The 26,984-nt window shown below is 64.1% G+C and carries 28 protein-coding genes and 1 tRNA gene; 16 read left to right on the forward strand and 13 right to left on the reverse strand.

Annotated elements, in window-relative coordinates; genetic code table 11:
- Positions 1–144: 144 nt before the first annotated feature.
- Positions 145–1,131, reverse strand: a complete 987-nt coding sequence (locus tag GNK13_RS06245; RefSeq protein ID WP_164101649.1) for a hypothetical protein — start codon at positions 1,129–1,131, stop codon at positions 145–147.
- 207 nt (positions 1,132–1,338) lie between these two features.
- On the opposite strand from GNK13_RS06245, the gene GNK13_RS06250 reads away from it, so the two are divergent.
- Positions 1,339–2,895 carry a sulfatase family protein gene (locus tag GNK13_RS06250; RefSeq protein WP_164101650.1) on the forward strand — a complete coding sequence of 519 codons (1,557 nt, stop codon included), beginning with the start codon at positions 1,339–1,341 and terminating at the stop codon, positions 2,893–2,895.
- Between the two features lie 158 nt (positions 2,896–3,053).
- Positions 3,054–5,402 carry an alpha/beta hydrolase family protein gene (locus tag GNK13_RS06255; protein ID WP_164101651.1) on the forward strand — a complete coding sequence of 783 codons (2,349 nt, stop codon included), beginning with the start codon at positions 3,054–3,056 and terminating at the stop codon, positions 5,400–5,402.
- A gap of 230 nt (positions 5,403–5,632) precedes the next feature.
- Here GNK13_RS06255 and GNK13_RS06260 read toward each other — a convergent pair whose 3' ends face one another.
- Positions 5,633–6,019, reverse strand: a complete 387-nt coding sequence (locus tag GNK13_RS06260) for a hypothetical protein (protein ID WP_164101652.1) — start codon at positions 6,017–6,019, stop codon at positions 5,633–5,635.
- Between the two features lie 163 nt (positions 6,020–6,182).
- Positions 6,183–6,629 (reverse strand): hypothetical protein, encoded by a 447-nt coding sequence (locus tag GNK13_RS06265; protein WP_164101653.1) that lies wholly within the window; start codon positions 6,627–6,629, stop codon positions 6,183–6,185.
- A 408-nt stretch (positions 6,630–7,037) separates the two neighbouring features.
- Here GNK13_RS06265 and GNK13_RS06270 point away from each other — a divergent pair, with 408 nt between their 5' ends.
- Complete coding sequence (locus tag GNK13_RS06270) at positions 7,038–7,562, forward strand: shikimate kinase (protein WP_203328955.1); 525 nt, start codon at positions 7,038–7,040, stop codon at positions 7,560–7,562.
- Here GNK13_RS06270 and GNK13_RS06275 read toward each other — a convergent pair.
- Complete coding sequence (locus GNK13_RS06275; RefSeq protein ID WP_164101655.1) at positions 7,559–8,473, reverse strand: lysophospholipid acyltransferase family protein; 915 nt, start codon at positions 8,471–8,473, stop codon at positions 7,559–7,561. The two genes, GNK13_RS06270 and GNK13_RS06275, sit on opposite strands and share 4 nt — an antisense overlap.
- A gap of 254 nt (positions 8,474–8,727) precedes the next feature.
- Here GNK13_RS06275 and GNK13_RS06280 point away from each other — a divergent pair, with 254 nt between their 5' ends.
- Both GNK13_RS06280 and GNK13_RS06285 read left to right on the forward strand, forming a co-directional pair.
- Positions 8,728–9,525 carry a sugar phosphate nucleotidyltransferase gene (locus GNK13_RS06280; protein ID WP_261345397.1) on the forward strand — a complete coding sequence of 266 codons (798 nt, stop codon included), beginning with the start codon at positions 8,728–8,730 and terminating at the stop codon, positions 9,523–9,525.
- 115 nt (positions 9,526–9,640) lie between these two features.
- Complete coding sequence (locus GNK13_RS06285; protein WP_164101656.1) at positions 9,641–10,591, forward strand: ribose-phosphate diphosphokinase; 951 nt, start codon at positions 9,641–9,643, stop codon at positions 10,589–10,591.
- A 1-nt stretch (position 10,592) separates the two neighbouring features.
- On the opposite strand, the gene GNK13_RS06290 is transcribed toward GNK13_RS06285, so the two are convergent.
- Entirely contained in the window at positions 10,593–10,916 is a 324-nt protein-coding gene (locus GNK13_RS06290) for a co-chaperone GroES (protein ID WP_164101657.1), read from the reverse strand.
- 249 nt (positions 10,917–11,165) lie between these two features.
- Here GNK13_RS06290 and GNK13_RS06295 point away from each other — a divergent pair, with 249 nt between their 5' ends.
- The 7 genes from GNK13_RS06295 to GNK13_RS06325 all read left to right on the forward strand — a co-directional run bounded on the left by GNK13_RS06295 (position 11,166) and on the right by GNK13_RS06325 (position 14,924).
- Entirely contained in the window at positions 11,166–11,777 is a 612-nt protein-coding gene (locus GNK13_RS06295) for a 50S ribosomal protein L25 (protein WP_164101658.1), read from the forward strand.
- Positions 11,778–11,788: 11 nt separating this feature from the next.
- Complete coding sequence (gene pth, locus GNK13_RS06300) at positions 11,789–12,367, forward strand: aminoacyl-tRNA hydrolase (protein ID WP_164101659.1); 579 nt, start codon at positions 11,789–11,791, stop codon at positions 12,365–12,367.
- A gap of 22 nt (positions 12,368–12,389) precedes the next feature.
- Complete coding sequence (gene rpsF / locus GNK13_RS06305) at positions 12,390–12,785, forward strand: 30S ribosomal protein S6 (protein WP_164101660.1); 396 nt, start codon at positions 12,390–12,392, stop codon at positions 12,783–12,785.
- A gap of 51 nt (positions 12,786–12,836) precedes the next feature.
- Complete coding sequence (locus GNK13_RS06310) at positions 12,837–13,337, forward strand: single-stranded DNA-binding protein (protein WP_164101661.1); 501 nt, start codon at positions 12,837–12,839, stop codon at positions 13,335–13,337.
- 57 nt (positions 13,338–13,394) lie between these two features.
- Positions 13,395–13,922 (forward strand): 50S ribosomal protein L9, encoded by a 528-nt coding sequence (gene rplI / locus GNK13_RS06315; protein WP_164101662.1) that lies wholly within the window; start codon positions 13,395–13,397, stop codon positions 13,920–13,922.
- A 104-nt stretch (positions 13,923–14,026) separates the two neighbouring features.
- A tRNA-Leu gene (locus tag GNK13_RS06320) sits at positions 14,027–14,108 on the forward strand.
- Positions 14,109–14,486: 378 nt separating this feature from the next.
- Positions 14,487–14,924: a hypothetical protein gene (locus GNK13_RS06325; protein ID WP_164101663.1), complete on the forward strand. Its 438-nt coding sequence runs from the start codon at positions 14,487–14,489 to the stop codon at positions 14,922–14,924.
- 41 nt (positions 14,925–14,965) lie between these two features.
- On the opposite strand, the gene GNK13_RS22055 is transcribed toward GNK13_RS06325, so the two are convergent.
- Entirely contained in the window at positions 14,966–15,523 is a 558-nt protein-coding gene (locus GNK13_RS22055) for a hypothetical protein (protein WP_164101664.1), read from the reverse strand.
- A gap of 129 nt (positions 15,524–15,652) precedes the next feature.
- Here GNK13_RS22055 and GNK13_RS22060 point away from each other — a divergent pair, with 129 nt between their 5' ends.
- The 3 genes from GNK13_RS22060 to GNK13_RS06345 all read left to right on the forward strand — a co-directional run bounded on the left by GNK13_RS22060 (position 15,653) and on the right by GNK13_RS06345 (position 18,356).
- Positions 15,653–16,198 (forward strand): PDZ domain-containing protein, encoded by a 546-nt coding sequence (locus GNK13_RS22060; RefSeq protein WP_390622501.1) that lies wholly within the window; start codon positions 15,653–15,655, stop codon positions 16,196–16,198.
- Positions 16,199–16,435: 237 nt separating this feature from the next.
- Positions 16,436–17,371 (forward strand): aldo/keto reductase, encoded by a 936-nt coding sequence (locus GNK13_RS06340; protein WP_164101680.1) that lies wholly within the window; start codon positions 16,436–16,438, stop codon positions 17,369–17,371.
- Between the two features lie 94 nt (positions 17,372–17,465).
- Complete coding sequence (locus tag GNK13_RS06345; protein WP_164101666.1) at positions 17,466–18,356, forward strand: sugar phosphate isomerase/epimerase family protein; 891 nt, start codon at positions 17,466–17,468, stop codon at positions 18,354–18,356.
- 298 nt (positions 18,357–18,654) lie between these two features.
- Here the strand turns inward: GNK13_RS06345 and GNK13_RS06350 are convergent, their stop codons facing one another.
- From GNK13_RS06350 to trpD, 5 genes are all read right to left on the reverse strand, one after another.
- On the reverse strand, positions 18,655–19,221 hold the full coding sequence (locus GNK13_RS06350; RefSeq protein WP_164101667.1) for a hypothetical protein: 567 nt from the start codon (positions 19,219–19,221) through the stop codon (positions 18,655–18,657).
- Between the two features lie 168 nt (positions 19,222–19,389).
- Positions 19,390–20,535, reverse strand: a complete 1,146-nt coding sequence (locus GNK13_RS06355) for a glycosyltransferase (protein WP_236010507.1) — start codon at positions 20,533–20,535, stop codon at positions 19,390–19,392.
- Positions 20,532–21,764 (reverse strand): glycosyltransferase family 4 protein, encoded by a 1,233-nt coding sequence (locus tag GNK13_RS06360; RefSeq protein WP_164101668.1) that lies wholly within the window; start codon positions 21,762–21,764, stop codon positions 20,532–20,534. The genes GNK13_RS06355 and GNK13_RS06360 overlap by 4 nt, the downstream gene beginning before the upstream one ends.
- Positions 21,757–22,323 carry a hypoxanthine phosphoribosyltransferase gene (gene hpt, locus GNK13_RS06365; RefSeq protein WP_164101669.1) on the reverse strand — a complete coding sequence of 189 codons (567 nt, stop codon included), beginning with the start codon at positions 22,321–22,323 and terminating at the stop codon, positions 21,757–21,759. Before hpt ends, GNK13_RS06360 begins: the two co-directional genes overlap by 8 nt.
- A gap of 87 nt (positions 22,324–22,410) precedes the next feature.
- Complete coding sequence (gene trpD / locus GNK13_RS06370; RefSeq protein ID WP_164101670.1) at positions 22,411–23,472, reverse strand: anthranilate phosphoribosyltransferase; 1,062 nt, start codon at positions 23,470–23,472, stop codon at positions 22,411–22,413.
- A gap of 370 nt (positions 23,473–23,842) precedes the next feature.
- Here trpD and GNK13_RS06375 point away from each other — a divergent pair, with 370 nt between their 5' ends.
- A complete protein-coding gene (locus GNK13_RS06375) occupies positions 23,843–24,790 on the forward strand; it encodes a nucleoside hydrolase (RefSeq protein WP_164101671.1) in 948 nt (315 codons plus the stop codon).
- A 56-nt stretch (positions 24,791–24,846) separates the two neighbouring features.
- Here GNK13_RS06375 and GNK13_RS06380 read toward each other — a convergent pair whose 3' ends face one another.
- Both GNK13_RS06380 and GNK13_RS06385 read right to left on the reverse strand, forming a co-directional pair.
- Positions 24,847–25,455, reverse strand: a complete 609-nt coding sequence (locus GNK13_RS06380) for a hypothetical protein (protein WP_164101672.1) — start codon at positions 25,453–25,455, stop codon at positions 24,847–24,849.
- A gap of 276 nt (positions 25,456–25,731) precedes the next feature.
- Positions 25,732–26,982, reverse strand: a complete 1,251-nt coding sequence (locus GNK13_RS06385; RefSeq protein WP_164101673.1) for an amidohydrolase family protein — start codon at positions 26,980–26,982, stop codon at positions 25,732–25,734.
- Positions 26,983–26,984: the final 2 nt, after the last annotated feature.

Raw genomic sequence — 26,984 nt, forward strand, 5'->3', positions numbered from 1 at the left:
GTAACTCCAATGTCTACCGGAACTAAGGCTCTCGCGCTAGATACCTACGCTGATCAGCGGATGAAATATCCGGGCTAGCGCGTGGCGGCTGATTGAAGCAGCATGCCTGTTCGGCTTGCCGTGAAACAGTGTCCTACGCCCCTCCTACGCCTGGCCGGCACCGACCAATTGCGGCTCGGCTTTCGGCTCGGCCTTGTTGAGCAGCTGGACGCAGTTCGGGGCCTGCGGATCGACCTCAAAGGTGATTGGGAATCGATATCCTTTGCGGGCGTCTTGATGGAAGCCGGGCATCCGGCGGGCGACGCGGATCCCAAACTCTTTCATCGCTGCGGTGCACCCTTCGACCTCCGCCGAGGCGGTGCAGCCGGGAAACCAGCGGCGGAAGAAGTGGTTTGACATGTGGACGTTGTTGCGACGCTGAGCCGCGCGGGTCATGTGCTCGGTTGAGAGCGACACGTTCAGGCCCGCCAAATTCACCACGCGGTGCGGTGAATGCTGGGCCCAGGTGACGACCTGGCCGGGCTGGAGATCGAGCACTTCGGCCGACTCATCGAAGCTGGTGTGGTAGGGAATCTCTTCGGAGCGTTCCCCAACCATGATCCCTTCGAGGATCGAGTTGCTGACGAAGGGGTCTTGCCGCGGATACACCCAGACCCGTTTGGTGCCACGAATGTGCCACAAAATGTTCAGTGGTGCGTCGACGTGGTAATAGACCTGAGCGGTGGGCGAGGAGATCAGCAGGTTGGCGGAATGTTCGAAGGAGTGAAAGCCGCCGACTTGGGCCTCCATATCGCCGTACAGGCCGTGGACCAGATCGCGATACCGCTCATGGTGGATGACCATCTTTCGCAGGTTCAGCCACAGGCGACCGCGCTGCACCATCTCGAGCAACTCGCTGCCGCTGAAGTCTTTGAGATCTCCTTCTCGCCACTCGTTCCGCTGCATCGGATCGTCGCCCATCGTGTTGACGCTGAGGTCTTGGCGGGGGTGACGCTCGATCAAGTCGGCCAGTGCGGCATCGCCGAACAATCCGCTTGCTTCCAGGTTGTGACTGGCAACCAGCGTCTCGCGACCTAGCTTCGCCTGCCACACGGGATCTTGCGGAACCAGCTTGAATGGGGAGTCGGTCATCGGTTGCCTTTCAGTGTTCATGCATGGCGGGTCAACGAGAAAGCCGGAACGTTTTTAACCGTAGCTCACGATTCGGCAGCTGGCCGAACGAGCTGCGGATCCGATCCCCCGACTGGTTTCGCGCTTCCGCATCAATCACACTGGGCGGTCTTCCCCCGGCTTTTGTTGATACGCACTGTTTGCTTCGTCCGCACTGGAGACTGACCGATGCCGCGACGTTTGTTCGATCACCGATTACTTCGCTCGTTGTTGCTGCTGGTGATCGCGGTGGCCGGTCATGCCGTCGGGGCCCGCGTTGCCGTGGGGGCCGAAAAGAACATCGTGTTCTTTATCACGGACGATGAGAGCCCCACGCTGGGATGCTATGGCGACCCGGTCGCCAAAACTCCCCACGCCGATGCGCTGGCGGCCGACGGCACTCGCTTCACACATGCTTTCGCCACCACGGCGAGCTGCAGTGCTAGCCGCTCGGTCGTCCTCACCGGGCTGCACAACCACGTCAATGGTCAGTACGGGCACCAACACGCCTACCACAAATTCACAACATTTCCTGATGCGATTCGTTTAACCCTCCCGCAGGTGCTCGCGCGGCAGGGTTATCGCACTGGGCAGATCGGCAAGTTTCACGTCGCTCCCGAAGAGGTCTACCACTTCGAGACGTATCTACGCGGCAATGGGCGAAATGCGGTCCAGATGGCGGAGAACTGCCGCGAATTCATTTCAGACCACACCGAGGAGCGGCCGTTCTTCCTGTACTTCGCCACCTCGGATCCGCATCGGGGCGGAGGCATCGATAAGCAATCGGAATTGGCGCTGAAGCCCGACTTGTTTGGCAATCGCCCGAACGATGGCTCGCATGTCGGCGTCGACGAAGTCTTCTATGATCCGGCAACCGTGCCTGTTCCGGCGTTCCTCAGCGATACGCCAGAAACTCGCGAAGAGCTGGCGCAGTACTACCAGTCCTGCTCTCGGGTCGACCAGGGGCTGGGGCGGTTGATCGAAATTCTCAAACAGGCGGGCGTATACCACAAGACGCTGATCGTATTTACCTCCGACCATGGAATGGCCTTCTCCGGCGGCAAGACAACGGTTTATGAGGGAGGGCTTCGCGTCCCCTTCTTGGTTCGCAATCCGTACGAGCAAAACCGGGGCGTCGTCAGCGATGCGATGATCAGCCATATCGATATCACCCCGAGTCTGCTCGATTTCGCCGGAGGACTCGATGCGGAAGCGAACGCCCCAAAGGAGCTGATCGATGCCGACGCCTACTGGCGAGAGCGGGGTGAGAACGTTAAGGAGAATCGCAGTGGGCCGCACAAGTTTGACCGCTATCACGGCCGCTCATGGATTCCGATCCTTGGGAAGCCCGACGCGAAGCACTGGGACCAGATCCATGCTTCGCACACGTTCCATGAAATTCAGATGTACTATCCGATGCGCGTCGTTCGCGATCGCAATTACAAGCTGATCTGGAACATCGCCGCGCCCCTCCCCTACCCGTTCGCTTCGGATCTGTGGGCCGCGTCGAGTTGGCAATCGCAATATCAAAAGGGGCTGGACGCACCTTATGGAAAGAAAACCGTCGGGGAATATATCCAGCGTCCATACTTCGAACTGTACGACATGCAGCAAGATCCGCACGAAGCTAAAAATTTAGCTGATGATCCCCGCTATGCTGACACGCTCCAGACTTACAAGAAAAAGCTGCAGGCGTTTCAGGAGGAAATGGGAGACCCGTGGATCATGAAATGGGAGTATGAGTAGCGCTTGGTGTCACCCTCAGAGCACGGAGGGATAAATACCCGTCTTGTTCACCCTCTCCCCGGGAGGGTGATGTTTCGGCTTTCTGTCAGAGCGCAGGGCTCTGTCTACCCCTTCCCTCCAAAAGAAGCCTCGCCATGTTGCCCCACCTTTCTTTGCGCATGCCGCTCTCTGTTTTGGCCGTTGCTGTTGCGATGGGGCCGGCTACGGTTTTCGCTCAATCCTCGGAGACTCCCGAGCGATTGCCGAATACGGCGCCGCTGGTGGCCGAAGAGCCGTTGATCGATCGGATGCTGGTCGGGGCGGAGCGCTTTTTGGATGCGCAGCTGGTGGCGACCCAGCAGCGGCGGCGGGCGGAGTGGATTGAGCGGATGCAGAAGCCGGCGGCGGAACGCGAAGCACGCTTGGCGGAACTGCGCGAGCGTTTGCAGAAAATGGTGGGAGGGGACGATTCACGAGTGACCGCGGGACTGCCGCAGATCGTCGCTCCGCTCGGTGGGCCATCGGAGCTCGCCCGCGGCGGCGGGGTGGTGGTGCACCAGGTCCGCTGGCCGGTGCTGGACGGGTATGTCGCCGAAGGATTGGCGGTGACTCCGGAGCACCGTCCTGGGGCTCCCGAGGGTGGCGCTCCGCAAGCGACTGTAATCTGGTTGCCTGAGGCGGACGTGCGACCTGAGACGCTGGTGGGGCTCGACGGCGTGGCAGCGGGTGGTAGTGAAGATCCCGCGGCAGGGCTGCCCTTGCAGTTGGCCGCGGCTGGCTGCCGCGTGATCGTCCCGCAGATGATCAGCCGACGGATGGAAGTCCGCGGCGGGCGAGCCGAGATCACCGACCGCGAGTACGTCTATCGGGCAACGTTTGTGCTCGGACGGCATCCGCTGGGGTTGGAAGTTCAAACGGTTCGGGCGGTGGTCGACGGGTTGCGGCCGGAGGGGGCCAGCGCGAGCGACTCGCCGATCGCGGTTGCCGGTCATGGCGAGGGCGGTTTGGTGGCGTTGCTGACCGGTGCGATCGATCCCCGCGTCGATGTCGTGCTCGCCAGCGGAGTGTGGGGAAACCGGGATGCGATGTGGAGCGAGCCGGTCTCCCGCAATCTGTTTGGGTTGCTCAGCGATTTTGGTGATGCGCCCTTGGCTGCGATGATCGGGCCGCGGCGGCTGATCATCGAGGCGGCCCAGGGACCCGAGCTTGAGATTGCGACGAAATCGGCGGCGCCGGGTCGGTTGGTTTCGCCCACTCTCGAAGAGGTCGAGGAGGCCACCGCGGCGACGCGTCAGATCATGGGCGACGCGTGCGATTGGTTGACGGTGATCGATCCGCCTGGTGCCGGCTATGGATCGACTCAGGCTCTCGAGACGCTGGTCGAATCGCTGGGTGTCACCGCAAAGCGAATCGCCGATCGCCAGTCGCTGCGGGCTCCAGTGGCCGCAACGAGTCGCGGGCCATTCGATGCCGAGGCGGCTCGTGCGGAACAATTGCGGCAGATCGAGCGGCTGGGGGACCACTGGGTGCGGACCAGCCGCAAAGTGCGGAGTGGGATGATCGACGAACTCGACACGTCGTCGCTCGAGGCGTACGAGGCCGCAACGGCTCCGCTTCGGGAGCGTTTCGAGCGGGACGTGCTGGGCCGTTTCGACCAGCCACTGCTGCCGCCAGCGGTCCGCTCGCGGCTCTGGCGACGCAGCGATCGCTGGACTGGCTGGGAAGTCGAGATGGATGTGTTTCCGGAGTTGATTGCCGGTGGCATTTTGCTCGTTCCCAACGATGCGCCGGCGGACGAACCGCGACCGGTGGTCGTCTGCGTCCATGGGCTGGAGGGAACGCCGGAGCACACGATCACCGAGGAGCGTGCCGCCTACAATCACTTTGCCGCGTCGCTCTGCGAGCGAGGGTTCATCGTCTTCTGTCCGCAGCAACCCTACACTGGCGGCGATCGGTTTCGCGTCCTGCAGCGGAAAGCCAACCCGCTCGGAAAGACTCTGTTTTCGCTGATCGTTCCCCAGCATCGGCAACTGGTCCGCTGGCTGCAGACGCTGCCTCAAGTCGATCCCGAGCGGGTCGCTTTCTACGGGCTGAGCTACGGGGGAAAATCAGCGATGCGAATCCCGGCCGTCGTCACCGAATACGGCCCGACGATCTGCTCGGGCGACTACAACGAATGGGTGCTGAAGAACGTCAGCACGAGTGATCGGTTCAGCTATGTCTGGACGGGCGAGTACGAGATCTTCGAGTTCGACCTCGCCGGGACCTTTAGCTACGCCGAGATGGCCGCGCTGATTTGCCCGCGGCCGTTCATGGTCGAGCGGGGGCATTTCGACGGGGTCGCCGAGGACCGCTGGGTCGGCTTCGAGTATGCCCCGGTTCGCTATCTGTACGCGGCTCGCTTGAAAATCCCCGAGCGGACCGAAATCGAGTGGTTCCCCGGACCGCACGCGATCTTTGGCAAAGGGAGCTACGAGTTCCTCCATCGCCATCTCGATTGGCCCGAACCGGCAGCCGCCGCACGCTAGCTAAATAGCGCCGATTTGAAGTCATTCGCAGCAGGATGACTTGCGGAAAAATCGTTTAACGGCAAGCCGAAGGCGACTGCTTTTTAAAACACAGTCGCTTGCGGCTTGCCGTTAAACGACTGTGTGACCCACTTCCTCGCCACCTTCCCGGGGGGAAGGTGACGTAGGCAATTTTCTGACCGAGCCCAGTCAAAGCCGCTCCTCAGCGGCTCATCCGCTTGGCCGCCAGCTTAGGCATTCGCGTCGGCTTCGCAGCATGCCTTGCCTTCGCCGCAGCACTCAGCGCCGGCCTCGCAGCACTCAGCGCCCTTCTCGCAGCATTCGGCTTTGGCTTCGCAGCACTCGGCTTTGGCTTCGCAGCATTCGGCTTTGGCTTCGCAGCATTCGGCTTTGGCTTCCTGGCAGCAAGCCTTCGCTTCGTCGCAGCAGGCCTTGCCTTCCTGGCAGCACGCTTTGGCTTTCTCTGCGTCGCAGCAGGCGAGTTTTTCTTCGCAGCAAGCCAGTTTTTCAACACAGCAGGCGGGAGTCTTCGGGGCTTCCTCGGACTGCGTCGCGGCGACGCCGGTCAGGGTGAGGCCGAGGACGAGCAACAAGCCGGTGAGGGAGTTCATCAACATATTCAGAGTTCCTTGAGAACAAGCGTGTGGGTTTGATTACCTGAAGCAAACAGTGCTTCAGGCGGTTGTGCCGCGCCGCGGGTCGGCGGTGCGGGACCCTCGCGTCATCAGGGACGCGACGGCGATGTGTGAAGCAAGAACGGACTCCGCTAGGGCCGTTCTGTTAACACCGCCACACGCACTTGAGAATATGCAGCCTCACGGGAGTGGCGATCGGTTCGCGGCTCGGCGAGCTGATCTCGGCAGCATGATCCATGCTAAGATCGGCCGTCGAGGCGACGAAACTCGCCTCCGTGTCTGGGGCATTCGTCCGCAGGGGAACCGTCGCTTCGGCGGCATCGCAGCAGTCGCACACCGACTGCAGCGGAGCGCAAGGGGCGTCCGAATGGGCCCCGGACGCGTGGCACCCGAACACCGGCGAGGCCGGCCGCGAGTGCTCCCGGACACTTGATGCCGGCGCGGCTGCGGACCCGCAGCAGCTCCGCACGGGCGTCTGGGCCGAGCTGCTGGCGGTGCTTTCCGGCCGCAGCCAATCTCCGCACCCGGAAGGGGGCAGGACCAGCAGGAGGCTCGTCAGGAAAGCGAACGACGGGAAGGGAAAGGGATACATGGCTATCGATTGTTATCGGAGCAGAGTCCCTATGGTTCGCTCGACCGCGAAAAAAAGTCAAGACCGACCGGATCGGAGCGCCGCTGCGTCTTTTGAGCCGTAGGCGCTAGCCTCGGGCCTTGGCGAGCCCGGGATTTCCGCTGCAGGGGAACCCGCGGCTAGCGCCGTCGGCTCTGGGGAAGCGGGGGCTAGCGCCCGGCGGCTGATGAATAATCCGGGCTAGCGCCCGTCGGCTGTAGGAACCCGCGGCTAGCGCCGTCGGCTCAGGGGGGCTGACAGAGCCTGGTCTCTGGGCGGGCGTCTGGCTTCGATCGGGCGCGTCTCCTACAATCCGCCGCGTCGGTGCCGAGGCGTGTCGGGATGGCGCGCCTGCGGTCGCTCTTCCGTCGTGCTGAAGGATTCGCAGCGTTGTCCCATCTTTTTCTGGCCGGCTACCGGGGAACGGGAAAGTCTTCGATCGCCGCGTTGCTGGCCCAGCGATGGTCGCTGCCGGCGGTCGATTTGGACGCAGTGGTCCAGGAGCTTGCCGGGCGGTCGATTGCAGAAATTTTTGCCGATGCTGGGGAGGCGGAATTCCGGCGGCTGGAGTCGCAAGCGCTGGGCGAAGTGGCCGCCCGACACTCTCCGCAGATCGTGGCCCTCGGCGGCGGTGCGGTGTTGCGGGAGGAGAATCGGCGGGTGATCCGCAGCTCCGGACGATGCGTTCGGCTGACCGCTTCGGTCGAGACGATCGCTGCGCGGATTGCTGGCGACGGAGTTACCGCCGCCCAGCGACCACCGCTGACGCGTCTGGGGCAGATCGAAGAGATCCGCCAACTGCTCGAAGCTCGCCGAGAAGCTTACGAAGCGGCGGCCGAGTGGACGGTCGACACCGAAGGTAAGAGCCTAGCCGAGGTGGCCGAAGAGATCGGTCGCTGGTGGGAGTCGAGCTAAGCGGCCAACCGTTTGGCTTGCTTGGCCGGGGGGTCGCGCCAGCGGTTGTGCATCCACCAGTACTGTTCGGGCGCCAGCCGAATCGCTTCGGCCAAGCGGTCGTTGTACCAGCGGGTCAGCTGCCGGACGCCTTTGCATTCTTCTCCCGGCTCGCGCGGGTCGGCCACGCCAGTGCAACCCATCGTGAACTGCATCGGCCGCTGGTTGCGGATCGTGTAGGCAACGGCCATTGGAGCATCGCCGGAGAGGGTGAACAGGGCCAACGCTTTATGGCAACTGGCCGGGTGCCCGAGGAACTCGACCCAGCAACCCTTGGTGCCGGCGTGCTGGTCGGCCAGCAGCGAGAGCGTTCCACCAGCGGCCAAATGGCGGTCGACTTCGCTCGCACACCCTTCCTTATCCACCATCCGCTGGCCCTTCGCACCGCGAAACTCGGCGACGAAGTCATGCAGGTAGGCATTGTCCAGCCGCCGGGCGATAGTCGTCGTGCTGAGCCCCATCAGGCCGGTGACGTAGCCGCCGATTTCAAAATTTCCAAAGTGGCCGGTGACCAGGACCGTGGGGCGGCGGGAAAGCAGTCGGCTGAGAAACGCCGGGGCATTGGGGAAATCGACGTGCTCCTTCCAGTTGCAGCGGTGCAGCCGCCGCGGAGCCCACGCGATCTCGCAGATCATCAACATCAAGTGGTGCCACATGGCGCGGCGGAGGGCCGCCCGCTCGGCTTCGGTCGCTTCGGGAAAGACTCGCGTCAGATTCCGCTCGATCGTCGCTCGGCGAATCGAGACCGGCCCGGAGAGCAATCGGGCTAGCTGGTGGCACATCGCGTCGGCTCGATCCTCCGGCATCACCTGCACGACGGCGATGAACAGTCGCACGATGAGATAAGCGGCGAAGTCGATCAGGGGCTGCATGGCGGGCGGGGGACAAAGCGAGCTGCGGAAACCGGAGGTCGGGGGAGCGAGTGGCGCGATTATGCCGAAGCGTGCCGGATGGGGGAACGGCGAAAACAGCGAAGCGGTCGCCACCCCACTCGTCTTTCGTCGACGGGAGTGGCAAGATAGCCCGGCAGCCGATTCGCTTCGGCGGCCCCGTTCCAACCGTTCGCAAGATTTCGACCAGCCCGCAAGATTCCGACCAGCCCGCAAGATTCTGGGGGAGAGACGCAGTGGCCCAAAACGATCCGATCGCCGTCGTGCTCGCCGCTGGCAAAGGCACGCGGATGAAGAGCGACCTCGCCAAGGTGCTGTTTCCGGTCTGTGGCCGGCCGATGATCCACTTTGTCCTCGACGCCCTGGCCGCTGCCGGCGCCAAGCGGCAGATCGTCGTCGTTGGCTACCAGGCCGAGCGGGTCCGGAAGGAGCTTGCGGGGCGGGAAGGGGTGGAGTTCGTCGAGCAGGCCGAGCAGCTCGGCACCGGCCACGCCGTCCAGGTCTGTCGCGACGCGATCGCCGGTCCCCAGGGGGCAGGGGAAAGTGGGGGGGCTGGAAAGGACGGGAGGCCCGTCATCGTGGTCACGGGCGACTCGCCGCTGCTTCAGACGACCAGCCTTCGCCGCCTGCTCGACCGCTTTGAGCAGACGCATCCTGCCGCCCTGCTCGGGACGCTCGTCAAAGCCGATCCGACGGGACTCGGACGCATCGTTCGCGATCCCGACGGGCGGTTCGCTCGGATCGTCGAGCACAAGGATGCCAGCGACCAGGAGCGGCAGATCCGCGAGGTGAACATGAGCACCTACGTGTTCAACGCGGCCGACCTGCTCGAGGCGCTCGAGAAGCTCCGCAACGAGAACAGCCAAGGCGAGTACTACTTGACCGATGCTCCCGGAATCCTGTTGTCGCTCGGCCGCAATGTCGAGGCGCTGCCGGTGCTCGAAGAATGCGAAGCGCTGAGCATCAACACGACCGACGAACTGGAGATCGTCGAGGCCAAGATGCAGGCGATGGGCTACCCCCTGAACGCCTGAGACGCTGCAAATTTCCGTCGCCAACCGGCATTGATCCGGGGCTGGGGCCCGGAGGATGCTGGCGCGGCACCTCTTTTCCTGCTATACCCCTCCAACTGCCGGAGACGCGATTCCCGTGCGTGAACTGAAGATTTTCAGCGGTCGAGCCAACCCGGAACTGGCCCGCGACATCTGCGCGTGCTTGGACTTGGCACCGGCCCGAATCACGCTGGGGAAATTCCCCGACGGCGAGAATTTCTGCAAGATCGAGGAAGACGTCCGCGGCCGCGACGTCTTTCTGATGCAGCCGACTTGCCCGCCGGTGAACGACAACCTGATGGAGCTGTTGATCATGATCGACAGCTGCAAGCGGGCCAGCGCCGATCGGATTACGGCGGTGATTCCCTACTACGGCTACGCCCGGCAGGACCGCAAGGATGAAGGGCGGGTGCCGATTACGGCTAAGCTGGCCGCGAATTTGATCACCCGCGCCGGCGCCGATCGGGTCCTGACGATGGACCTGCACACCGCTCAGATCCAAGGCTTCTTCGACGTTCCGGTCGACCACCTCTACGCCGCTCCGGTGCTCAATGGCCACTTCGAGAGTCGCGGCTGGGATCCCGAGGAAATCGTCGTCGTTAGCCCCGACGAGGGGAGCATCAAGCGAGCGCTGGGCCACTCCAAGCGGCTCGGGGGGAGCCTGGCGATCGTCGACAAGCGGCGGACCAATGCGCTCGACGTCAAGCAGAGCACGATCATCGGAGGTCCGATCACCGGCAAAGTCGCGCTGATGTTCGACGACATGATCAGCACCGCCGGGAGCATCTGCGGCGCCGCCCGGCTGGTCCACGACGCGGGGGCCCGCGAGATCCATATCGGTGCGACCCACGGGGTGCTCTGCGGACCGGCGATCGAGCGGCTGCGGGACGCGCCGATCGACTCCCTGGCGGTGGCCAACACGATCCCGCTCCCCAGCCAGGAGGCGCTGCCGGGGCTCGTCCCTCTCTCGGTCGCCCGCCTGCTGGCCGAAGCGATCAAGCGGATCCACCACGATCAATCGATCAGCGAAATGTTCCGCGTGAGATAGCTTATTCTTCGGGCTTTTCGCGGCGGAAGACCGCGACGACGTCTTCGACCGGAACGACGAACAGTTGGTTGTCGTGCTCGAGGTCGACGGGGATCGCGTTCTTGGGATGGAAGAGGATCTTGTCGTACTGCCGCAGCGGCACGTCCTCGTCGTTCTCAATCTCCACGCTGATCGTGACGATGCGTCCAGTGATGGTGGGGATCTCGGCGGCGTCGGGCAGCGCGATGCCCCCCCGCGTCTCCCGCTTGGGTTCGTCTTTGCGAACTAGGACGCGGGCACCGATCGGTTCAACGTATTCAAACGACTGTGTCATCTTCTTTGCCATCCATGGTAAGCTACGCTCGCCCGAATCGGTCGGACAAGAGGGGGTCCCCTTTTTGTTCGGTTCTTGGGCTTGCGTGAGCCCTGTTTAGTGGCATACTAGCCGGTTTTCCCCACCAAACTCCCGCCGGCCCCGACGAAACTCCCGCTGGCAATGCTCCTGCGGCTCGGATGGGCTCCTGCGGCTCGAATGGTTCGATGTCCGTGGTGGTCGCTGGACCCCTGTTTAACGTTTGTGAATTTTGAGGATACGATGACCGACGTGCTACACGTGGAGCTGCGTGAGCAGATTGGAACCGCAGCGACCCGGCGACTCCGCAAGGCGGGTAAGGTGCCTGGCGTGTTGTATGGTCATGGCGAGCAGAATCTGCATTTTTCGGCCACCTCGAGCGAGGTTGCGGCGTTGGTCCGCCATCACGGCAAGACGGTTCAGCTGAGCGGTGCGGCGAACGAGCATGCTTTGGTCAATGAAATGCAGTGGGATCCGTTGGGGATCGACGTGCTGCACTTGGATTTGATCCGCGTCAACCTGAAGGAAATGGTCGAAGTCACCGTTCCGGTGCGGTTGCACGGTGAGCCGCAGGGGGTTCGCGAAGGCGGGATTTTGTTGGAAAATCTCCACGAAGTCGACGTTCGCTGTTCGGCCGGGGCGATCCCCGAGGATCTCGGCTTGGCGGTCGGCGGTCTGAAGCTCGGCGAGAGCCTCACCGCGGCTGAGTTGGAACTGCCCGAGGGCGTCGAGCTGGTGACCGATCCCGAGACGGTGATCGCCCACATCGAGGCTCCGCGAGCGGCTCGCGAAGAAGGGGCTGCGGAGGGCGGGGAGCCCGAGGTGATCGGCCGCAGCGAAGAAGAGCAGGAATAAGTCGGAAGGTCATGAAGCTGGTGGTGGGGCTCGGGAATCCGGGCAGCCGATACGCGGAGACGCGGCACAACGTCGGTTTCATGACAGCGGCGAAGCTGGTTCCCATGCTGGCGGCCGCCGGAGCCAAGAAGCGATTCGACGCCGAGGTGGTCGAGGGGCAGGTCGAGGGCGAGAAGCTCGTCGTTATGTGTCCCCTGACGTACATGAACGCCAGCGGCCAGAGCGTTCGCAAGGCGGTCGATTTTTTCAAAGTGGCGCCAGCCGACGTGTTGGTGGTCTGCGACGATATGAACCTGCCGCTCGCCCAGCTTCGCTTGCGAGGCAAGGGGTCCAGCGGCGGACAGAAGGGGCTGGCGGACATCCTCCGTCACCTGGGGACCGAACAAGTCCCCCGGTTGCGAATCGGGATCGATCCGCCACCGCCAGGATGGGCCGTGCCTGACTACGTGCTGAGCAAGTTTCCGCGTGGCGAGCAGGGTGAGATCGACAAGGCAACCGAACTGGCGGCGATGGCTGCGGTGGACTGGGCTTTGCACGGTCTGGAGCACAGCATGAGTCGGTACAACGTCAAAAATCCAACGAGTAAATGATTTAATCAGGAGTACGGAAAACGTGGCTCGGAATGTTTACGAATGTCTGTTCATCCTCGACAGCAATCGCTACGCGCGCGATCCCGGCGGGGTTAGCGACTCGATCCCGCAGATGATCGAGGAGCTCGAGGGCAGCGTGCTCGCCAACCGGCTGTGGAATGAGCAGAAGTTGGCCTACCCGATCGATGGTCACCAGAAGGGCACCTACTGGTTGACCTATTTTGAGATCGAGAGCACCCGGTTGCCCGAGTTGAACCGAGCCTGTCAGTTGAACGAGTCGATCCTGCGGCAGTTGGTGCTGAAAATCGATCCGCGGTTGGTCGACGCGATGGTCGCTCACGCTCGCGGCGAGGCGCTGCGGCCCGAAGAAGCCGACGAAGCGAGCGAGCAACCGGCCGAGACGGCAGCGACCTCTTAAGCCAATCGGCTCCTATTCGTCCAGCGCTCGAGACCAAACGGGGGTGTGCCAGTGGCTAGTTACAATCGCGTCATCTTGATGGGCAATATGACCCGCGATGTCGAATTGAAGTACACGCCCGGCGGAACCGCCGTCACCGATATCGGTCTGGCGGTCAACGATCGCCGTAAAAATGCCCAGGGTGAATGGGTCGACGAGACCACGTTCGTCGATGTGACGCTCTGGGGGCGGACCGCCGAATTGGCCAGCGAGTACCTCAGCAAAGGTTCACCGCTGTTCGTCGAGGGACGATTGAAGCTCGATACGTGGGAGACCGACGGCCAAAAGCGATCGAAGCTCCGCGTCGTCTGCGACCGGATGCAATTCGTCGGTGGCCGCGAGGGGGGCGGATCTGGCGGCGGATCCCGCTCGTCGAACCACGGCGGCTCCCACAGCGGCGGGCACGATGCAGGCTCGCGGAACGACGAGTATGGAGCGCCTCCGGCAGCACGCCGCGAAGCGCAACCGACCGGTGGCGGTCCCGGTTATGACGAGGAAGACATCCCCTTCTAAATTCCGACATTCCCCAATTCCCCAACGTCCATTCTTTCGATCCACGAAGCTGTTTCCATGTCTCAGACCGCTCTTAAACGCAATAAGCACGACCGTCCCTACAAGCGACTTCCCCAGGGAAAAACGGGCGGCGTCCAGCTGCTGCTGATCCACAACGTCGAACACCTCGGGAAACAGGGGGAACTGGTCGAAGTTCGGCGGGGCTACGCGCTGAATTACCTGCTCCCGCAGGGGCTGGCGACGATCGCTACCGATCACCACCGTCGGATGATCGAAAAGCACCGCGAGAAGCTGCGGTTGGTCGAGCTCGAGCGGCTTAAGGCGTTCCGCGCTCAGGCCGACGAGATCGAAAAACAGTCGATCACGATCGAAGCCAATGCCAACGACGAAGGTCACCTCTACGGCAGCGTCGGGGCACATGAAATCGTCGACGCCCTCAAGCAGCAGGGCATCACCTTGGCGCAGGATCAAGTTCGTCTGCAGGGCCCGCTCAAGGAGCTCGGTCTGTACACGGTCAAGATCCACCTACACAGCGACGTCGAAGCCGACTTGAAGGTCTGGGTCGTTCCGACCGCTGGCGAGTAAGCACCCCAACGGATATCGCCCCGCAAAGCGGCCGGCGCGCCCGCGAGGCGCGTCCGGCGCGAGGCGCGTTCGGCGCGAGGTGAATTGGGGGCGAGGTGCAGTGGGGGGCTGTGGCGGAACTGGCAGACGCGCTAGATTTAGGATCTAGTTCCTTCGGGAGTGCAGGTTCGATTCCTGTCAGCCCCACTCGATCGATACCATCTGCGACCCAAGGCCCGTCGATCCGCGTGATCGGCGGGCTTTTCTTATAGTCGCCCAGAGTCGCCGATAGTCGCCTTTCGCTCCGCGAAAGTAGCGCGCCCGCTCACGCTACTTTCGCGGAGCGAAAGGCGACTATAGGTAGCGCGCCCGCTCACGCTGCTTTCGCGGAGCGAAAGGCGACTATGCGCGGTTTCCGCTCAGGGCGCCCCGGTTTCTACCGTTGCCCCCTCTCTCCTAGCCTCCTTCTTGGCACATTCGGCACAGTTTGCCTACCTGGAATGCTAGTTGCCCGCTGCTCCGGGTATTAGCTTTCCGCCCGCCGGGGGCGGAATGTCTTGTCGCCTTCCAATGGAGTGCAGAGATATGTCGCAGACGTTTTTGACCCACGCGAGTCGTCAGATGCGTTGGCCGCTCGGTCTGCTCGCCGCCGCAGCGATCACGCTGGTGTCGTTCAGCGGCGCGCCTGCCCACGCCCAGTATGGGCTGTATGACTATGGCTATGGCTACAACGGCGCGTACTACGACGACGACAACTACGACGACGACTGGTACTACGACTACTACGACTACAACGACGACTACGACGACGAGGATTACGAGTACGAGCCCGGCGAAGGGGTGCACGAGGAGGAGTGGTACGACCCGTCCGACTGGTTCGATAACGATCGCGGAATCGACTACGAGGGTGACGCCGAAGACTACGGCTATGACGACGACTACGACTACTACGACGACAACGACTACTACGACCGCGACTATCAATACGACTACGACAACGGCTTCTTTGAGGACGATTTTTAGGCCGGCTGTCGTCACTGCGTCACCTCAACCAACCGTATCAATCAACGATCCAAATCGCTTTGGAGATTCCGATGAAGAAATGCATCACAACGACGGCGCTCGGATTGGCCCTCGGGCTCTTCTCGATACAGCCGAGCATCGCTCAGGACGACTATGACCAGCGCGATCGCCGGGCCCGCGCCGATCAGCGTGACGGCGCCGAGCAGCGCGAGGGCGGCGAACGAGAGCGGATGGACCGCCAGCGCGACGATCGGCAGCGCGACGATCGGCAGCGTTCTCAGTCCCAGTCCCAGGCGCGGCGCGGCCGCATCCAGGGTGAGGTCGTCCAGACCAAACGCGTGGACGTGCGGGGTACCGATCGCCAGCACTTGGTCGCGCTGCTGAAAACCGAACGCGGTAACCGCGTCGCGGTCGATCTCGGGGATGTCCGTCGGCTCGGACCGGATGCGCCGAGCAAGGGGGATGAAGTCCGGATTCGTGGACGCTTGGTCCGCATCGGTGACCGCGCGGTGGTCGTCGCAGAACAGTTCCAGGGACGCGGCCGCTCGGTGGTGCAGGTTGTAAATCAAGATCCCCGCATGGATCGCGAGCGTCGCCAAGACGACCGCCGACGAGAAACCGCTCGCCGGGACCGGCAAATGGACCGGCAGATGGACCGCGACCGTCGCCAGGACGACCGTCGTAGCGACGTTGCCCGGCGCAACCTTCCCGGAGGATTGGGAGTCGCGATGGCGCCCGATCGGGAAGGCAATGGCGTGCGGGTGTTGGACGTGATGCGGGGGAGTCCGGCGGCCGAAGCGGGCCTTCGCGCCGGCGACGTGATCACCCAAGTCGATGAAACTGAAATCAGCGAACCCCGGGACCTGATCGGTGCCATCGTCCAGCGGCAACCGGGCGAACAGGTCCGAGTCGTCGCCATGCGCGAGGATCAGCAACGGACCTTCAATGCCCGACTCGTCTCCCGCCAAGAAGCGCTCAACAACGCCCGCGCGGAGGCTGATCGCCGCCAGCAGGAGATGCGCCGCCAGCAGGAGGAGCGCGACCGCCAAGGCGACCGGGAGCGGCAAGCCGACCGCGATCGCCAGGAAGAGCGTGAGCGACAAGCGGATCGCCAGCGCCAGCAGGAACGCGAACGGCAGGAGGCGCGCGAACGCCAGCAAGATCGCGAACGCCAGCAAGAACGTGAACGGCAAGAGCGTGAACGCCAGCAAGAGCGCGAACGGCAGCAAGAGCGTGAACGGCAGCAGGAGCGTGAACGGCAGGAAGACAACTAGCCATAGGAAACCTGCCCCGCTTGCCTGATTACTGACGGGTCGCCCGCGGAACAGGAGGAGCCCGCCAGCACTTGGAAAACCCCCGTAGGTCCTTTGCCTGCGGGGGTTTTTCCTGCGCCTGCGGACGCTGTATCGTGGGGCGGAGGACTTCTCGCTGGAGGTCCCCCGAATGTGGGCCCGCTGCGAATTGGAGCGGCCTGCGGTTCGCCGATCCCGTTTCTCGAGGGGCTGCCCCAGTTGTCCGACCTTGTAGTATCTCCAGTCGTTTTAGGTCTCTGGCCGATTGCCGGCGTGACCTCGGTGGGAGTGACGCCTGAGCTGAGTCGCCAGACGATCAGAGCGGCCCTCGATGCAGGCGTCACAACTTTCGATACGGCGTTTAGCTACGGTTATGACGGTGAGAGCGACCGTCTGCTCGGCGAGATGCTGGCCGCAGGTTCCTCGAGGCGGCGTGAAGGCTGTGTCGTGATCAGCAAGGTGGGTCAGCGGTGGACGGCGGATCGGAAGCGAGTCACCGATGCTTCGCCAGCAACTTTGGTGGCTGACGCCGAGGACTCACTCCGGCGGATTGGGATCGAACGCTTCGATCTGCTGATGCTTCATAGCGTCGACCCAGAGATCGACGTTCGGCGCTCGATCGAGGCGCTCGAGGGGCTTCGGGAGCGCGGGTTGGCGGCTCGGATCGGGCTCTGCAATGCCGACTTTCCGGCGCTCCTGGCCGCTGCCGAAGCCGGTCCGCTGTCGGCAGTTCAGTGGCCGCTGAATTTGCTGCAGCGAGAGGTGCTCGACCGCCGGGTGGAGTGGTGTCGCGAGCAAGGGATCGCGGTGCATACCTACTGGGGGCTGATGAAGGGCCTGTTGGCTGGCCGGATCGACCGCCAGCACGTCTTCGATCCGGGCGATTCGCGCCCCGGGTATGCGATCTATCAAGGAGCGGCCCGCGAGCGAGCGCATCGGGTGATCGATCGGCTGCGGCAGCTCGGCGAGGAGGCGGAGCTCACGGTGGCCCAGCTGTCGCTTGGGTGGGTGCTGAGCCAACCGGGGGTCAGCTCCGTGTTGGTTGGGGCCAAGCGGCCGGAGCAGATTCGTGAGACGGCCCGCGCTCGGCCACTCTCGCCCGAGCTGGTCGCCGAGATCGACGCGGCGGTCGGTGCGTCAGGCTGGAAAGCCTGACGGACATTGCGGTTTTGGCGCATGTTTGCATTGTCGGTGTTATAGTTGCATGGCCCTCGATTCTTCTCTTCATGCAATCGCTTGCGAGCTTCCCATGCGCCGCCGACAATTCCTCTTGAGCTCCGCCCTGGCTGCCGCTGCCGTCCATTGCCCTCGCCCTCTGCTCGCCTTGCCTCCGGACCATCGCTACATGCAGCGGCTCGGTCTGCAGCTGTACACGGTGCGGAACGAGTTGGCCGCGGATCGCGATGCGACGCTGAAGAAAATCGCGGAGATCGGCTACAAGCAAGTGGAGTTGGTCGAGACGGTGGGAGCCCAAGAGGTCGCCAAGGCGGCCAAGGATCAGGGGCTGGCGGTGACCAGTGCGTTCTTCGATTGGAAGGCGGTCGTCGCTCCGGATACGCCCGGCGCGGCGAAGATTGAAGAGGTAATTGAGGCGGCCCAGCAGATCGGCCTCAAGTACCTCGTCTTCGGCTATATCGGTCCCGGGCACCGCGACTCGGCCGACGATTATCGCCGCGCCGCCGACGCGGCCAACGCCGTCGGCGAGAGGATCCATCAGGCTGGCATGCAGCTCTGCTATCACAACCACGCCTTCGAATTCGAGCCGCTCGAGAACGACACGATGGGCTTCGACCTGTTGGTCAAAGGCTTTGATCCGAAGCTGATCAAATTCGAGATCGACGTGTTTTGGACCGCCGTGGGAGGCTGGAAACCGGTCGAGATCCTCAAGCGGCTCGACGGGGCCGTCAGCCAACTTCACTTGAAGGATGTGAAGCCGGGCGCCGGAACCGTCTTCGACGAAAGCAAAGTCTCAGAAACCACCTTTCAAGAAGTCGGCGACGGCTCGATCGATTTTGCCGAGCTGCTCCAGGTGGCCGAGCGGATCGGGGTCGAGCAGTGCCACGTCGAGCAGGATCATTCGCTCTCCCCGCTCGAATCGATCGCCCAGAGCTACGCGTTCCTCCGCGATTTGCAGCTGTAGTCGAGGTATTTCTTCAGCCGCTGGCGCTCTGCGGGTGAGCCGACGGCGCTAGCCGCGGGTTCCGTTGCGCTGGCGAACGGATCGTGCTCGTGATTCAGCGCCGCAGCAGTGCAACGTTTTCCCGCGGCGCATACCGGCTGAGGCCCGAGGCTAGCGCCTACGGCTCAACCGAGGCTCGAGTGGACGAGAGTCAGCCTGGATAGGCTGACGTACATCCGGTCAGTGCGGGAGAACCGGACGCTAGCGCGTGGCGGCTGATTGGGCTCCCCCGCGTGCCCTGATTGGGCAAGGCGTCCGCCTAATGCGGGCGGCTGGGCATGTGGCGGGGATAGGGGGCGAGTTCGGCCGCCGGGGGCTGCTGGCCGGTTTCTTCACGCCACTGCCGACGCTCGCGATTGGTGGCGTAGAATCGCAACCACGTCTCCGCATCGTCGTCGTCGAGGCACCGCCAATGGAGGAAATTGCGGGGCAGATCGACTTTCTTTTCCCAGGCCGGCAGGATGTCGCGGTAGATGATCCGGTACAGTTGCAGATCGTCGAGGTGGTCGGTGCATTCGAGCACGACCCGTTGATCGTACAGTTTTTGGATCGTCTCCCAGAGCAGATTGTGCAGCTCCTCTTCGGCGACTTCGTCGGGGTGGGGCAGCTTGAGTTCCGGCGAGAACCATTGGCTGATCGGCATCGCTGGAGCGCGTTCCCAGGCCAGCATCGAGGCGAGGTACTCGTTCTCGACACTCAGCGGCATCCGTCGCTGGGAAAGGCCATTGAGCGATTCGTCGACGTACGGCTCAAGTTCGTCGCGCAACTGGGCGTTGAGCAACAGCAGCTCGACTTCATCCAACATCGGGCGGCCAGCTTCGGACATGACGTTGCTTCTCGAGGGGCGGAAGGGAGGGGGCGAGCCGGGGCATGAACCGCGGTGCCATCTCTTCGAATTTATCAACGCGAGGCGGCCACTCAACGTCTTGCTTAGCCAAAACAGCCATTCCGAGTGAGATTCTTCGATTCGCGCCCGGCGGAATCGCTACCAGCCCTACGCCTTCACAGATTTTTCAGAGAAATTTTCGCTCCCACTCAAGCCTGTAAGCGATTCGTAAAGCAGGGCGTGGGCGTCGACCATGGCCGACACGCTGAACTCGCGGGCGATCCGCTCTGCTGCCGCTCGCCCGAGCCGGGCCGCGTCGTCGGGGTGTTCGAGCAAGTGCTGGGTTTGGCGAGCGAAGTCGGGGGAGTCTCCGACGGCGACGAGCAACCCGTGCTGGTCGTGCTCGATCAAGTCGCGGTTGCCTGGGATGTCGGTGGCCACGCAGGGGCGGCCGGCCCGCATCGCTTCCATCAGCGCGTTGCTCTGCCCTTCGTAGCCACTGCCAAGCCAAAATACGTCCAGATGCGGGAGCAGCTCCGCGACGTCCTCCCGGGGGCCGACGAACCGGACGCGGTCGACGTTGGAGACCGCGTCGCGATGCCGGAGCAGCTCGTCTCGCTGCGGCCCGTCGCCGACGATCACCAGCGACACGTCATCCGGGCGGAGCGTGTTGAGCATGTCGGTGGCCCAGATCAAATCGCGATACCGCTTTTGCGGCCACAGCCGTCCGACCGCTCCGATCCAGTGTCGCTGGGGGTCGAGCTCCAACCGCCGCGCGATCTCGAGCCGCGAAGTTTGGCTCGGCGGAGCCGGTTCGATGCCGTTGGGGATGATGCGAAACAGCTCCGCCGGAACTCCTCGCGCCGCATAGAAGTCGCGGACGCCCGAGCTGTTGGTGGTGATCGCCGTGGAGATTTTTGCCAGCCGCCGATCGATCACCCCGTGTCTCCACGTCTTCCACGGATCGACGCAGCGTTCCGAGCCGATGATCACCGGCACGCCGACCGACTTCGCAGCCGCCCGTCCGTAGCTGTTGGCGGCGAACAAGAACGTGTGCACGACGTCGGGACGAAGCTCGCGGAGCAACCGGCGGAGGCGAAAGTAGGCGGTGGGATCGGCTTTGCCTCGCTTGCCCACGAGCGTGTGCGGCACACCGGCTTGATCCAGCTCGGCGATCCGCGGCCCTTCGCGGGTGAGCAGCACAACGTGCACGTCGAACCGCTCGCGAGGCAAAGCGGCCGCCAGCATGCACACCTGCCGCTCGGCTCCTCCGCGATCCATGGTGGGAATGATCAGGGCAACGCGGATCGTCATGATGTCGCTCCGGTGGGACGGTCGAGATCGATCGGCCGCCGGTCGCCGAGCAGCTGCGTGATCAGCTCCAGGTGCGCCGCAATCGAATGCTCGCGTGGGTTGGATTGGCGAAGGATTCCCCGCAGGTCGGCGGCGCGGGACAGGCTGTGCGAGGCGTCCTCGAGCGAAGCCCGCAAGACGCGTCGCAGGTCCGCCACGTCGCCGGGGATGAACGTCGGGATCTGCGAGACGGCCGGGCCAAGCAGCGCGCGGATCTCGGGAGTGTCGGGAACGACCGTCGGGACTCCCGCACCGAGGGCGGCTGGCAACCGCTGTTCGAGTCCCTCGCCGTCGGTGGGAAAGACCATCAGGTCGGCCGCCCGAAACAACTCCTCGACGTGTCCAAAGCAGCCGGGCAGGGCGGTCACGTCGCGAACGCCTTGCTCGCGGAGATACCTGTGGAGCGTTTCGCGACTCGGCCCATCGCCGATCCACCAAACCCGCAGTTCGGGCCACTCCTCGCACAGCGGCACGATCGCTTCGGCGAGCTGCAGGACTCCTGAAAACGCGTCGAGCGGAGCCGGGCAGACGACGACGCGTCCTCCCTGCGGAACCCGCAAATCCGCGTTGACCGCCGCCAAACTGGCGCGAGCGGCTGCGACCAGTGGCGGGTCGCGACGGGGACCGGCCGGAAATCCGTCGTCGATCCGGTGGACTTTGGTCGCCGATGCCCCGCAGGCGAGCAGGGCACGCGCGGCCGAGGCGGTCGGGGCGATGAGGGCCCCGGCACGCAGGCTTTGGTTGAACATCCGCCTCGCCGCCCGCGAGCCGCCGGCCCACCGCGAGTCGGAGAATTCACCCGTCCCGCGGCAGCGAACGAGGCTCGGGATACCCAGCCGCAGCGCGGCATCGACTACCGCCGCCCCTTCATCGCGCATGTTGTCGGCGTAGGCGATGTCGTACTCGGCGAGATGCTCGCGCAGCCACCGCGTGAGGCCGCGCTGGTAGAGCGCCGCCGACCAATCGCCCCGGGGAGCCGCGACCGGGCGGAGCACGGGGAGTTCACGGTACACCAGGCTCGTGGGCCAAGCTGCCGAGTACCGCGGAGCGAGCAGCGTTGCCCGGGCACCGCTCCGCCGCAAGCCTTCGGCGAGCACGGTCAAACGCCCCGTGGCATCGTCGGTATGAGGCCAGAAACGCCGAGTGACCATCAAGATTGCCGGGCCACCCTCCGGCCGCGCGTCAGCCATCGCCCGGTTCGGATCGCGCGCTCAGCACCGCCGGCGAATCCCGCTCCAAGTCCTGCGGCTCGAGCACGCCCAGAAAGGGGAGATTGCGGTAGTGGTCGCGATAATCGAGCCCATACCCGACGACGAATTCATCGGGAATCTCAAAGGCCACGAAGTCGGGTCGGAGGGTCACCTCGGTCTCGCGCTGTTTGTGCAGCAGGACCGCTGTCCGCACCGACCGGGCGCCGAGCCCTCCGATGTGGGCGACCAGCCGCTCGAGCGTTCGCCCGGTGTCGAAAATATCGTCCACGAGCAGCACGTCGCGGTCGCGGATGTCGATCAGCATCTCGCTGGCCACCTGGAGCTCTCCGGCGGTGGTCCCGCCCCGGTAGCTGCTCGCCCCGATCACGCCAATTCGCAGCGGCATGTCGAGCAACCGCATCAAGTCGGCCAAGAGCACGACCGAGCCGGTCATCACCGCGACGAGCGTCAACGGCTGCTCACCGTACTGCTGCCGAATCTGGGCGGCCAGCCGTCGCACCCCGGCCTGCAGCTCTTGCTCTGCGAGCAATATTTTCATCGGACTCCGTTTCTCCACCCCAGGCATTCAGTCGGGCATTCAGTCGGGCATTCGGTCCATCGGCCAACCGAGCGATTTGTCCAGGATTCAATGTAGCGGGAAAAGGGGGCCTTCGGTTTGGCTGGCGGCGACAAACCGCTCGAGCTGCTGCCGCGCCGCACCGCTGTCGATCCTGTCGGCAGCCAGCTCGACGCCTTCCCGCAGCGTCCGGCACCGCTCGACCAGCCACAGCCCGGTTGCCGCATTGGCCAGCACGATGTCGCGGCACGGTCCGCGGCGTCCCTCGAGCACTTCGCCGATGATTCTGGCACTCTCGGCCGGGTCGGCTGCTTGCAGCGCGTCGGCTCCCGAGGGGGAAAGCCCGAACGTGGCCGCCGTCCAGGCGTGCGTCAGGGTTTCGGGGGAATCGCCGCCGCGGACTTCGATCGCGGTGGTCGTTCCATCGAGGCTGACTTCGTCCTGGCCATCTTCGCCGCGGACGACGACCGAGCGCGTCGTGCCGAGGGCCGCCAGGGCTTCGGCCAAGATGCTCTGGGTGGCTGTTTTGCCGGCGCCGAGTAGCTGATGGGTCGCCCCGGCCGGATTGCAGAGCGGCCCGAGCAAATTGAACAGCGTCGGCACTCCGAGACTGCGGCGGATCTCCGCCACGTGCCGCATCGCCGGATGCAGGACCGGAGCGAAGCAGAAGCAGAGATTCAGCTCGGCGAGCAAGCGTTCGACCGTTTCGCGATCCGATTCAATGCGGACGCCGAGTTCGCTGAGCACGTCGGCCGAGCCCGAGCGGCTGGTGGCGCGGCGATTGCCGTGTTTTGCGACCGCGACGCCGGCCGAGGAAATCACGATCGCCGCGGCAGTGCTGATGTTGAACGTTCCCGAACCGCTCCCCCCGGTGCCGCAGGTGTCGAGCAGCGCGGTGGTCCCTTGCGGATTGCGGATCGGCGTCATGTGGGCTCGCATCGCGCGGGCCGCGCCGACCAACTCCCCGGCCGTCTCTCCTTTGGCGTGCAGCGCCACCAGGAGTTCACCGACCGCGGCCTCGCCGGCGGCGACTGCTCCATCGAGCAGCGCGCCGATCAGACCGGCCATTTCCTCCGCCTCCAGATCCTCGCCCCGCCGCACCCGCCGAATCGCATTCTCGAAATCCGCCATTCCGTCCTCGCCTTCGCTGTTTCGCCTGCGGCCTTCTTTGAAAAGGGGCCCCGTGATAGGGGGCCCTTCGATATGGGCCGATTCGCCGCGGCTCCCTACAATCAGGACCCACGACCCCCATGACCGGCTGCCATGATGAATGGGCTGCCCTGATGAATTGGTTGGCCTGATGAATTGGTTGGCCTGATGAATTGGTTGGCCTGATGAATTGGTTGGCTATCGCAACTTGCTGCCACCGTGCAACTTAATCGGCGACCGGCTCGACCGACAGCGGCCGACGCCGTTCGGCACGCTTTCCATTCCCTCCAATCCTGTCGCCGCCACGCTTTTTCTCTCGCCGGATACCACCTCTGAGCCTTAAGATCTGCGCATGACCCGGAAAATCATCATCGACTGTGACCCAGGGATCGACGACGCGGTGGCGATCAGCATTGCACTGTTCGACCCGCGCGTGGAAGTCGTCGCCATCACCGCCACCGCCGGACGGATCGATGCCGACCGTTCGACCTCCAACGTGCATGCTCTGGTCAGCCGCCTCGACCCGGCCAAGTACCCGCGGATCGGAGCGGCCCAGTCGATCGAGAACGCGGCGGTGGAGACGGACCTCGAACTGCACGGCCCCGACGGGCTGGCGGGGTGCAATTTCGAAACCAGCGACCGCCAGCACCAAATCGCCAGCGACAAGGTGATCGGCGACCTGCTGCGGCAATTTCCCAACCAGGTCAGCCTGGTCTGCCTCGGGCCGCTGACGAATGTCGCCCGTGCGTTCCAGCGCGACCCGTCGCTCGAGCAGATCGTCGATCGGATCATCATCAGCGGCGGCTCGGTCTCCCACGGGGGCAACATCACGCCCTCGGCCGAGTTCAACATGTACTTCGATCCCACGGCGGCGCGTTCGGTCTTTCACTCGGCCACGACCAAAAGCCTCCTGCCGCTGGACGTCAGCGAAAACGTGGAGTTTGGCCTGGAGTTGATCGACGGCTTGCCGCCGCGCTATTCCCGGGCCGGCGATCTGCTGCACCGGTTGCTGCCGTTCGCGTTTCGCGCGCAGCACCAAAAGATGGGTCGCGAAGTCATCCCGCTGTACGATCCGGTCGCCCTGTTCGCGGCCCTCGAACCCGACTTGTTCGAGTGGCAGGAAATGGCTGGCGACGTGGAAGTCGCCGGAGAATTGACGCGAGGCCAAACGGTCTTCGATCGCCGCAACCAGCGGAGTTGGCGGTGCAACATGGAAGTCGCCACGGCGGTCGACGAGTCAGAGCTGAAAAGCCAAATCGTCCGCGGCCTCCGCTACGCCGGCCAGCAGACGATGCCGTAGGGGCGGAAATCTGATTAACACCCTCCCGAGGGGAGGGTGATGACGTTGCGGCGCCGCTACTTCACAAACGGGTTCTGCTCGACTCCTTCGGGCAACACGGGCCGCATCTTCGGCTGGGAAGGGGCGGCCGCGTTTTCGAGTTCACTTGGCGTGACCATTCGTTCAGAACGCTCGGCAACGGCCGGCAGATTCGGCAGCACTTGGGCCTGCTCGACGCTTTCGGCGGCAGCTGCCGCCAGCTGATCCATCGTGCCGGTGGGGATCATGAAAACGGCTGCGATCCCAAGCGGGACGAAGACCGCCAGGGTGAGCAGCGCGCTGAGGATCGAATACAGCACGTAGATCCCAAGGGCGCGAAACGGATTGTGGCCGACGAGCAGGGCGATCGTGGCAATCATCGCCGCCGCAGGCGCAAACGCTCCAAGTCCCGCCGAGGGTTCGGAGACCGCAAACGTCACCGCCAAACTCGTCGCGATCCCCGCCGATCCGCTGACGACCGCCACCAGCAGAGCGTAGCGAAAACTGATTTCGTCGACACCACAGATCCGACAGGCGACCTTCATGCTCCAGCCGCTGACCAGCAGGCTGGCGGCGAAGAAGACGAGCAGACCAGCGATGCTGATCCAGAGCAGATGCGGCTGATCCCACAGCGGTAGCGATTCCATCGGATTCTTTCCGAGTGTCGAGTTCTTCTGAGCGTCGAGGTGGCAGAGGTGCTGAGCAAACCTAGCTCATGAATCGACCTGTTGCGGCTATAGCCAATGGACACCCTCCCGGGGGGAGGGTGCTGATAGGGTGTGCGACTTGGGTAGAGATCAATGCCCAGGGGGAGGTTCTCACGGCGTTTTCGGGAACCGGGGGCTAGCGCCCGGCGGCTGATGAATAACCCGGGCTAGCCGCGGGCCGCGTATCAAAAAACGGCTGGGACCCGAGGCTAGCGCCTACGGCTCAAACTCGAACAGCGAATCAAACAGTTGCCTCGCTTCGCTCGCGGTCGTGGGCACGGCGATGCTTCCTGGCGAGGTGCCGACCTCGAGCCGCCCGAAGTTCGGATAGCCGAGGGCGTCGGCCGCGTCGGCGGTGATCGCTTTGAGTAAATTTTCCGGGGGGAGATCGCTGCGGGTTGCCTGCAGGAATCTCGCTTCGTTCCAGAGACTCAAGTCGGGCGTGCTGGCTCGCGAGTCGGTGCCGAGGGCGACGCGGACTCCCGCCCGCCACAGTTCGGCGATCGGGTGTCGGTCGTGATCAAAATAGGCATGCGTCCGCGGACAGTAGACAACGCTCATCTGCGGCTCTCCCGCGAGAAACGCAATCTGCTCGGGCGTTAGATAGTTGCCATGGACGACGAGCGTCCGCGGGGCTGCCGCCAATTCCCGCAGGAGCTGGTCGATTCGGCCCGCGTGGGGAAACAGCCCGCCGCGCCAGACTCCCATCCGCTCGAGCGATTCGCGGAACGGGCCCTCGCCGTGTTCCAACAGCTGCAGCTCCTCACGGCTCTCCGCCACGTGCATCGCCAGTGGCATCTGGTGGCTGCGGGCATGGGCGACGGCCCGACGGACCAATTCCGGGGGCGTCGAGTAGGGAGCGTGCGGGCTGAGCCCAAGGGCGATGTGGGAACTCGCCTGAGATTCGAGCGAGGTTGCCCACTGCCAAGTTTGCGTCTGCCGCTCGGGTGAGAGCCCCAGGATCTCCGCGAACAGAGTCAGCCGAGGTTCCTGTAGGGAAGCGTCGAGCGGGCCGAGTGACTTCACCTGCTCGAGGGGCCACGGCGCGGTGGCGATTTCGCCGATCAGCACCACTCCGGACCGAGCCGATTCGGCCAGCCCGGCAGCGATTGCCGCCGCTCGGGCGTCGGGATCCGAGGCCGCCGCGCCGCGGGAGCGGACAACTGCCGCAGCCCAGTCCGCAAACCCGAGCGACGCCCGTGGAAACTGGGTGGCACGTGTCGCGTCGTCGGCGGGGGCGCGTCCAATCGGTTCGCGGAGGTCGGAGAATTCGAGGTGGGTGTGAGCGTTGACCAGCCCTGGGAGAATGGCCATGTCGCCGAGATCGGTCACCGGACCCGGCGGCCGGGTCCGGTCGAGGTGCGTGATTCGGCCCCCTTCGCAGCGGAGGTAGCCGCCGTGGATCGGTGGGCGGCTGACCGGTACGATCCACCTCGCCCGAAAACTTCCCTCGGTTGGACATCGCATGG

The sequence above is a fragment of the Candidatus Laterigemmans baculatus genome, assembly GCF_010367455.1.
Taxonomy (GTDB): Bacteria; Planctomycetota; Planctomycetia; order Pirellulales; family Pirellulaceae; genus Laterigemmans; species Laterigemmans baculatus.

Bases quoted from the DNA above. Each gene is read 5' to 3' on its own strand.
- GNK13_RS06245 (WP_164101649.1), bottom strand. From the start codon at position 1,131: ATGACCGACTCCCCATTCAAGCTGGTTCCGCAAGATCCCGTGTGGCAG.
- rplI (WP_164101662.1), top strand. From the start codon at position 13,395: ATGTCTCAGACCGCTCTTAAACGCAATAAGCACGACCGTCCCTACAAG.
- GNK13_RS06375 (WP_164101671.1), top strand. From the start codon at position 23,843: ATGACCCGGAAAATCATCATCGACTGTGACCCAGGGATCGACGACGCG.
- GNK13_RS06380 (WP_164101672.1), bottom strand. From the start codon at position 25,455: ATGGAATCGCTACCGCTGTGGGATCAGCCGCATCTGCTCTGGATCAGC.
- GNK13_RS06385 (WP_164101673.1), bottom strand. From the start codon at position 26,982: ATGCGATGTCCAACCGAGGGAAGTTTTCGGGCGAGGTGGATCGTACCG.
- GNK13_RS06325 (WP_164101663.1), top strand. From the start codon at position 14,487: ATGTCGCAGACGTTTTTGACCCACGCGAGTCGTCAGATGCGTTGGCCG.
- GNK13_RS06250 (WP_164101650.1), top strand. From the start codon at position 1,339: ATGCCGCGACGTTTGTTCGATCACCGATTACTTCGCTCGTTGTTGCTG.
- GNK13_RS06355 (WP_236010507.1), bottom strand. From the start codon at position 20,535: ATGACGATCCGCGTTGCCCTGATCATTCCCACCATGGATCGCGGAGGA.
- hpt (WP_164101669.1), bottom strand. From the start codon at position 22,323: ATGAAAATATTGCTCGCAGAGCAAGAGCTGCAGGCCGGGGTGCGACGG.
- GNK13_RS06345 (WP_164101666.1), top strand. From the start codon at position 17,466: ATGCGCCGCCGACAATTCCTCTTGAGCTCCGCCCTGGCTGCCGCTGCC.
- GNK13_RS06275 (WP_164101655.1), bottom strand. From the start codon at position 8,473: ATGCAGCCCCTGATCGACTTCGCCGCTTATCTCATCGTGCGACTGTTC.
- GNK13_RS06255 (WP_164101651.1), top strand. From the start codon at position 3,054: ATGCCGCTCTCTGTTTTGGCCGTTGCTGTTGCGATGGGGCCGGCTACG.
- GNK13_RS06260 (WP_164101652.1), bottom strand. From the start codon at position 6,019: ATGTTGATGAACTCCCTCACCGGCTTGTTGCTCGTCCTCGGCCTCACC.
- GNK13_RS06290 (WP_164101657.1), bottom strand. From the start codon at position 10,916: ATGGCAAAGAAGATGACACAGTCGTTTGAATACGTTGAACCGATCGGT.
- GNK13_RS22060 (WP_390622501.1), top strand. From the start codon at position 15,653: ATGGCGCCCGATCGGGAAGGCAATGGCGTGCGGGTGTTGGACGTGATG.
- GNK13_RS06360 (WP_164101668.1), bottom strand. From the start codon at position 21,764: ATGGCTGACGCGCGGCCGGAGGGTGGCCCGGCAATCTTGATGGTCACT.
- GNK13_RS06295 (WP_164101658.1), top strand. From the start codon at position 11,166: ATGACCGACGTGCTACACGTGGAGCTGCGTGAGCAGATTGGAACCGCA.
- pth (WP_164101659.1), top strand. From the start codon at position 11,789: ATGAAGCTGGTGGTGGGGCTCGGGAATCCGGGCAGCCGATACGCGGAG.
- GNK13_RS06265 (WP_164101653.1), bottom strand. From the start codon at position 6,629: ATGTATCCCTTTCCCTTCCCGTCGTTCGCTTTCCTGACGAGCCTCCTG.
- trpD (WP_164101670.1), bottom strand. From the start codon at position 23,472: ATGGCGGATTTCGAGAATGCGATTCGGCGGGTGCGGCGGGGCGAGGAT.
- GNK13_RS06350 (WP_164101667.1), bottom strand. From the start codon at position 19,221: ATGTCCGAAGCTGGCCGCCCGATGTTGGATGAAGTCGAGCTGCTGTTG.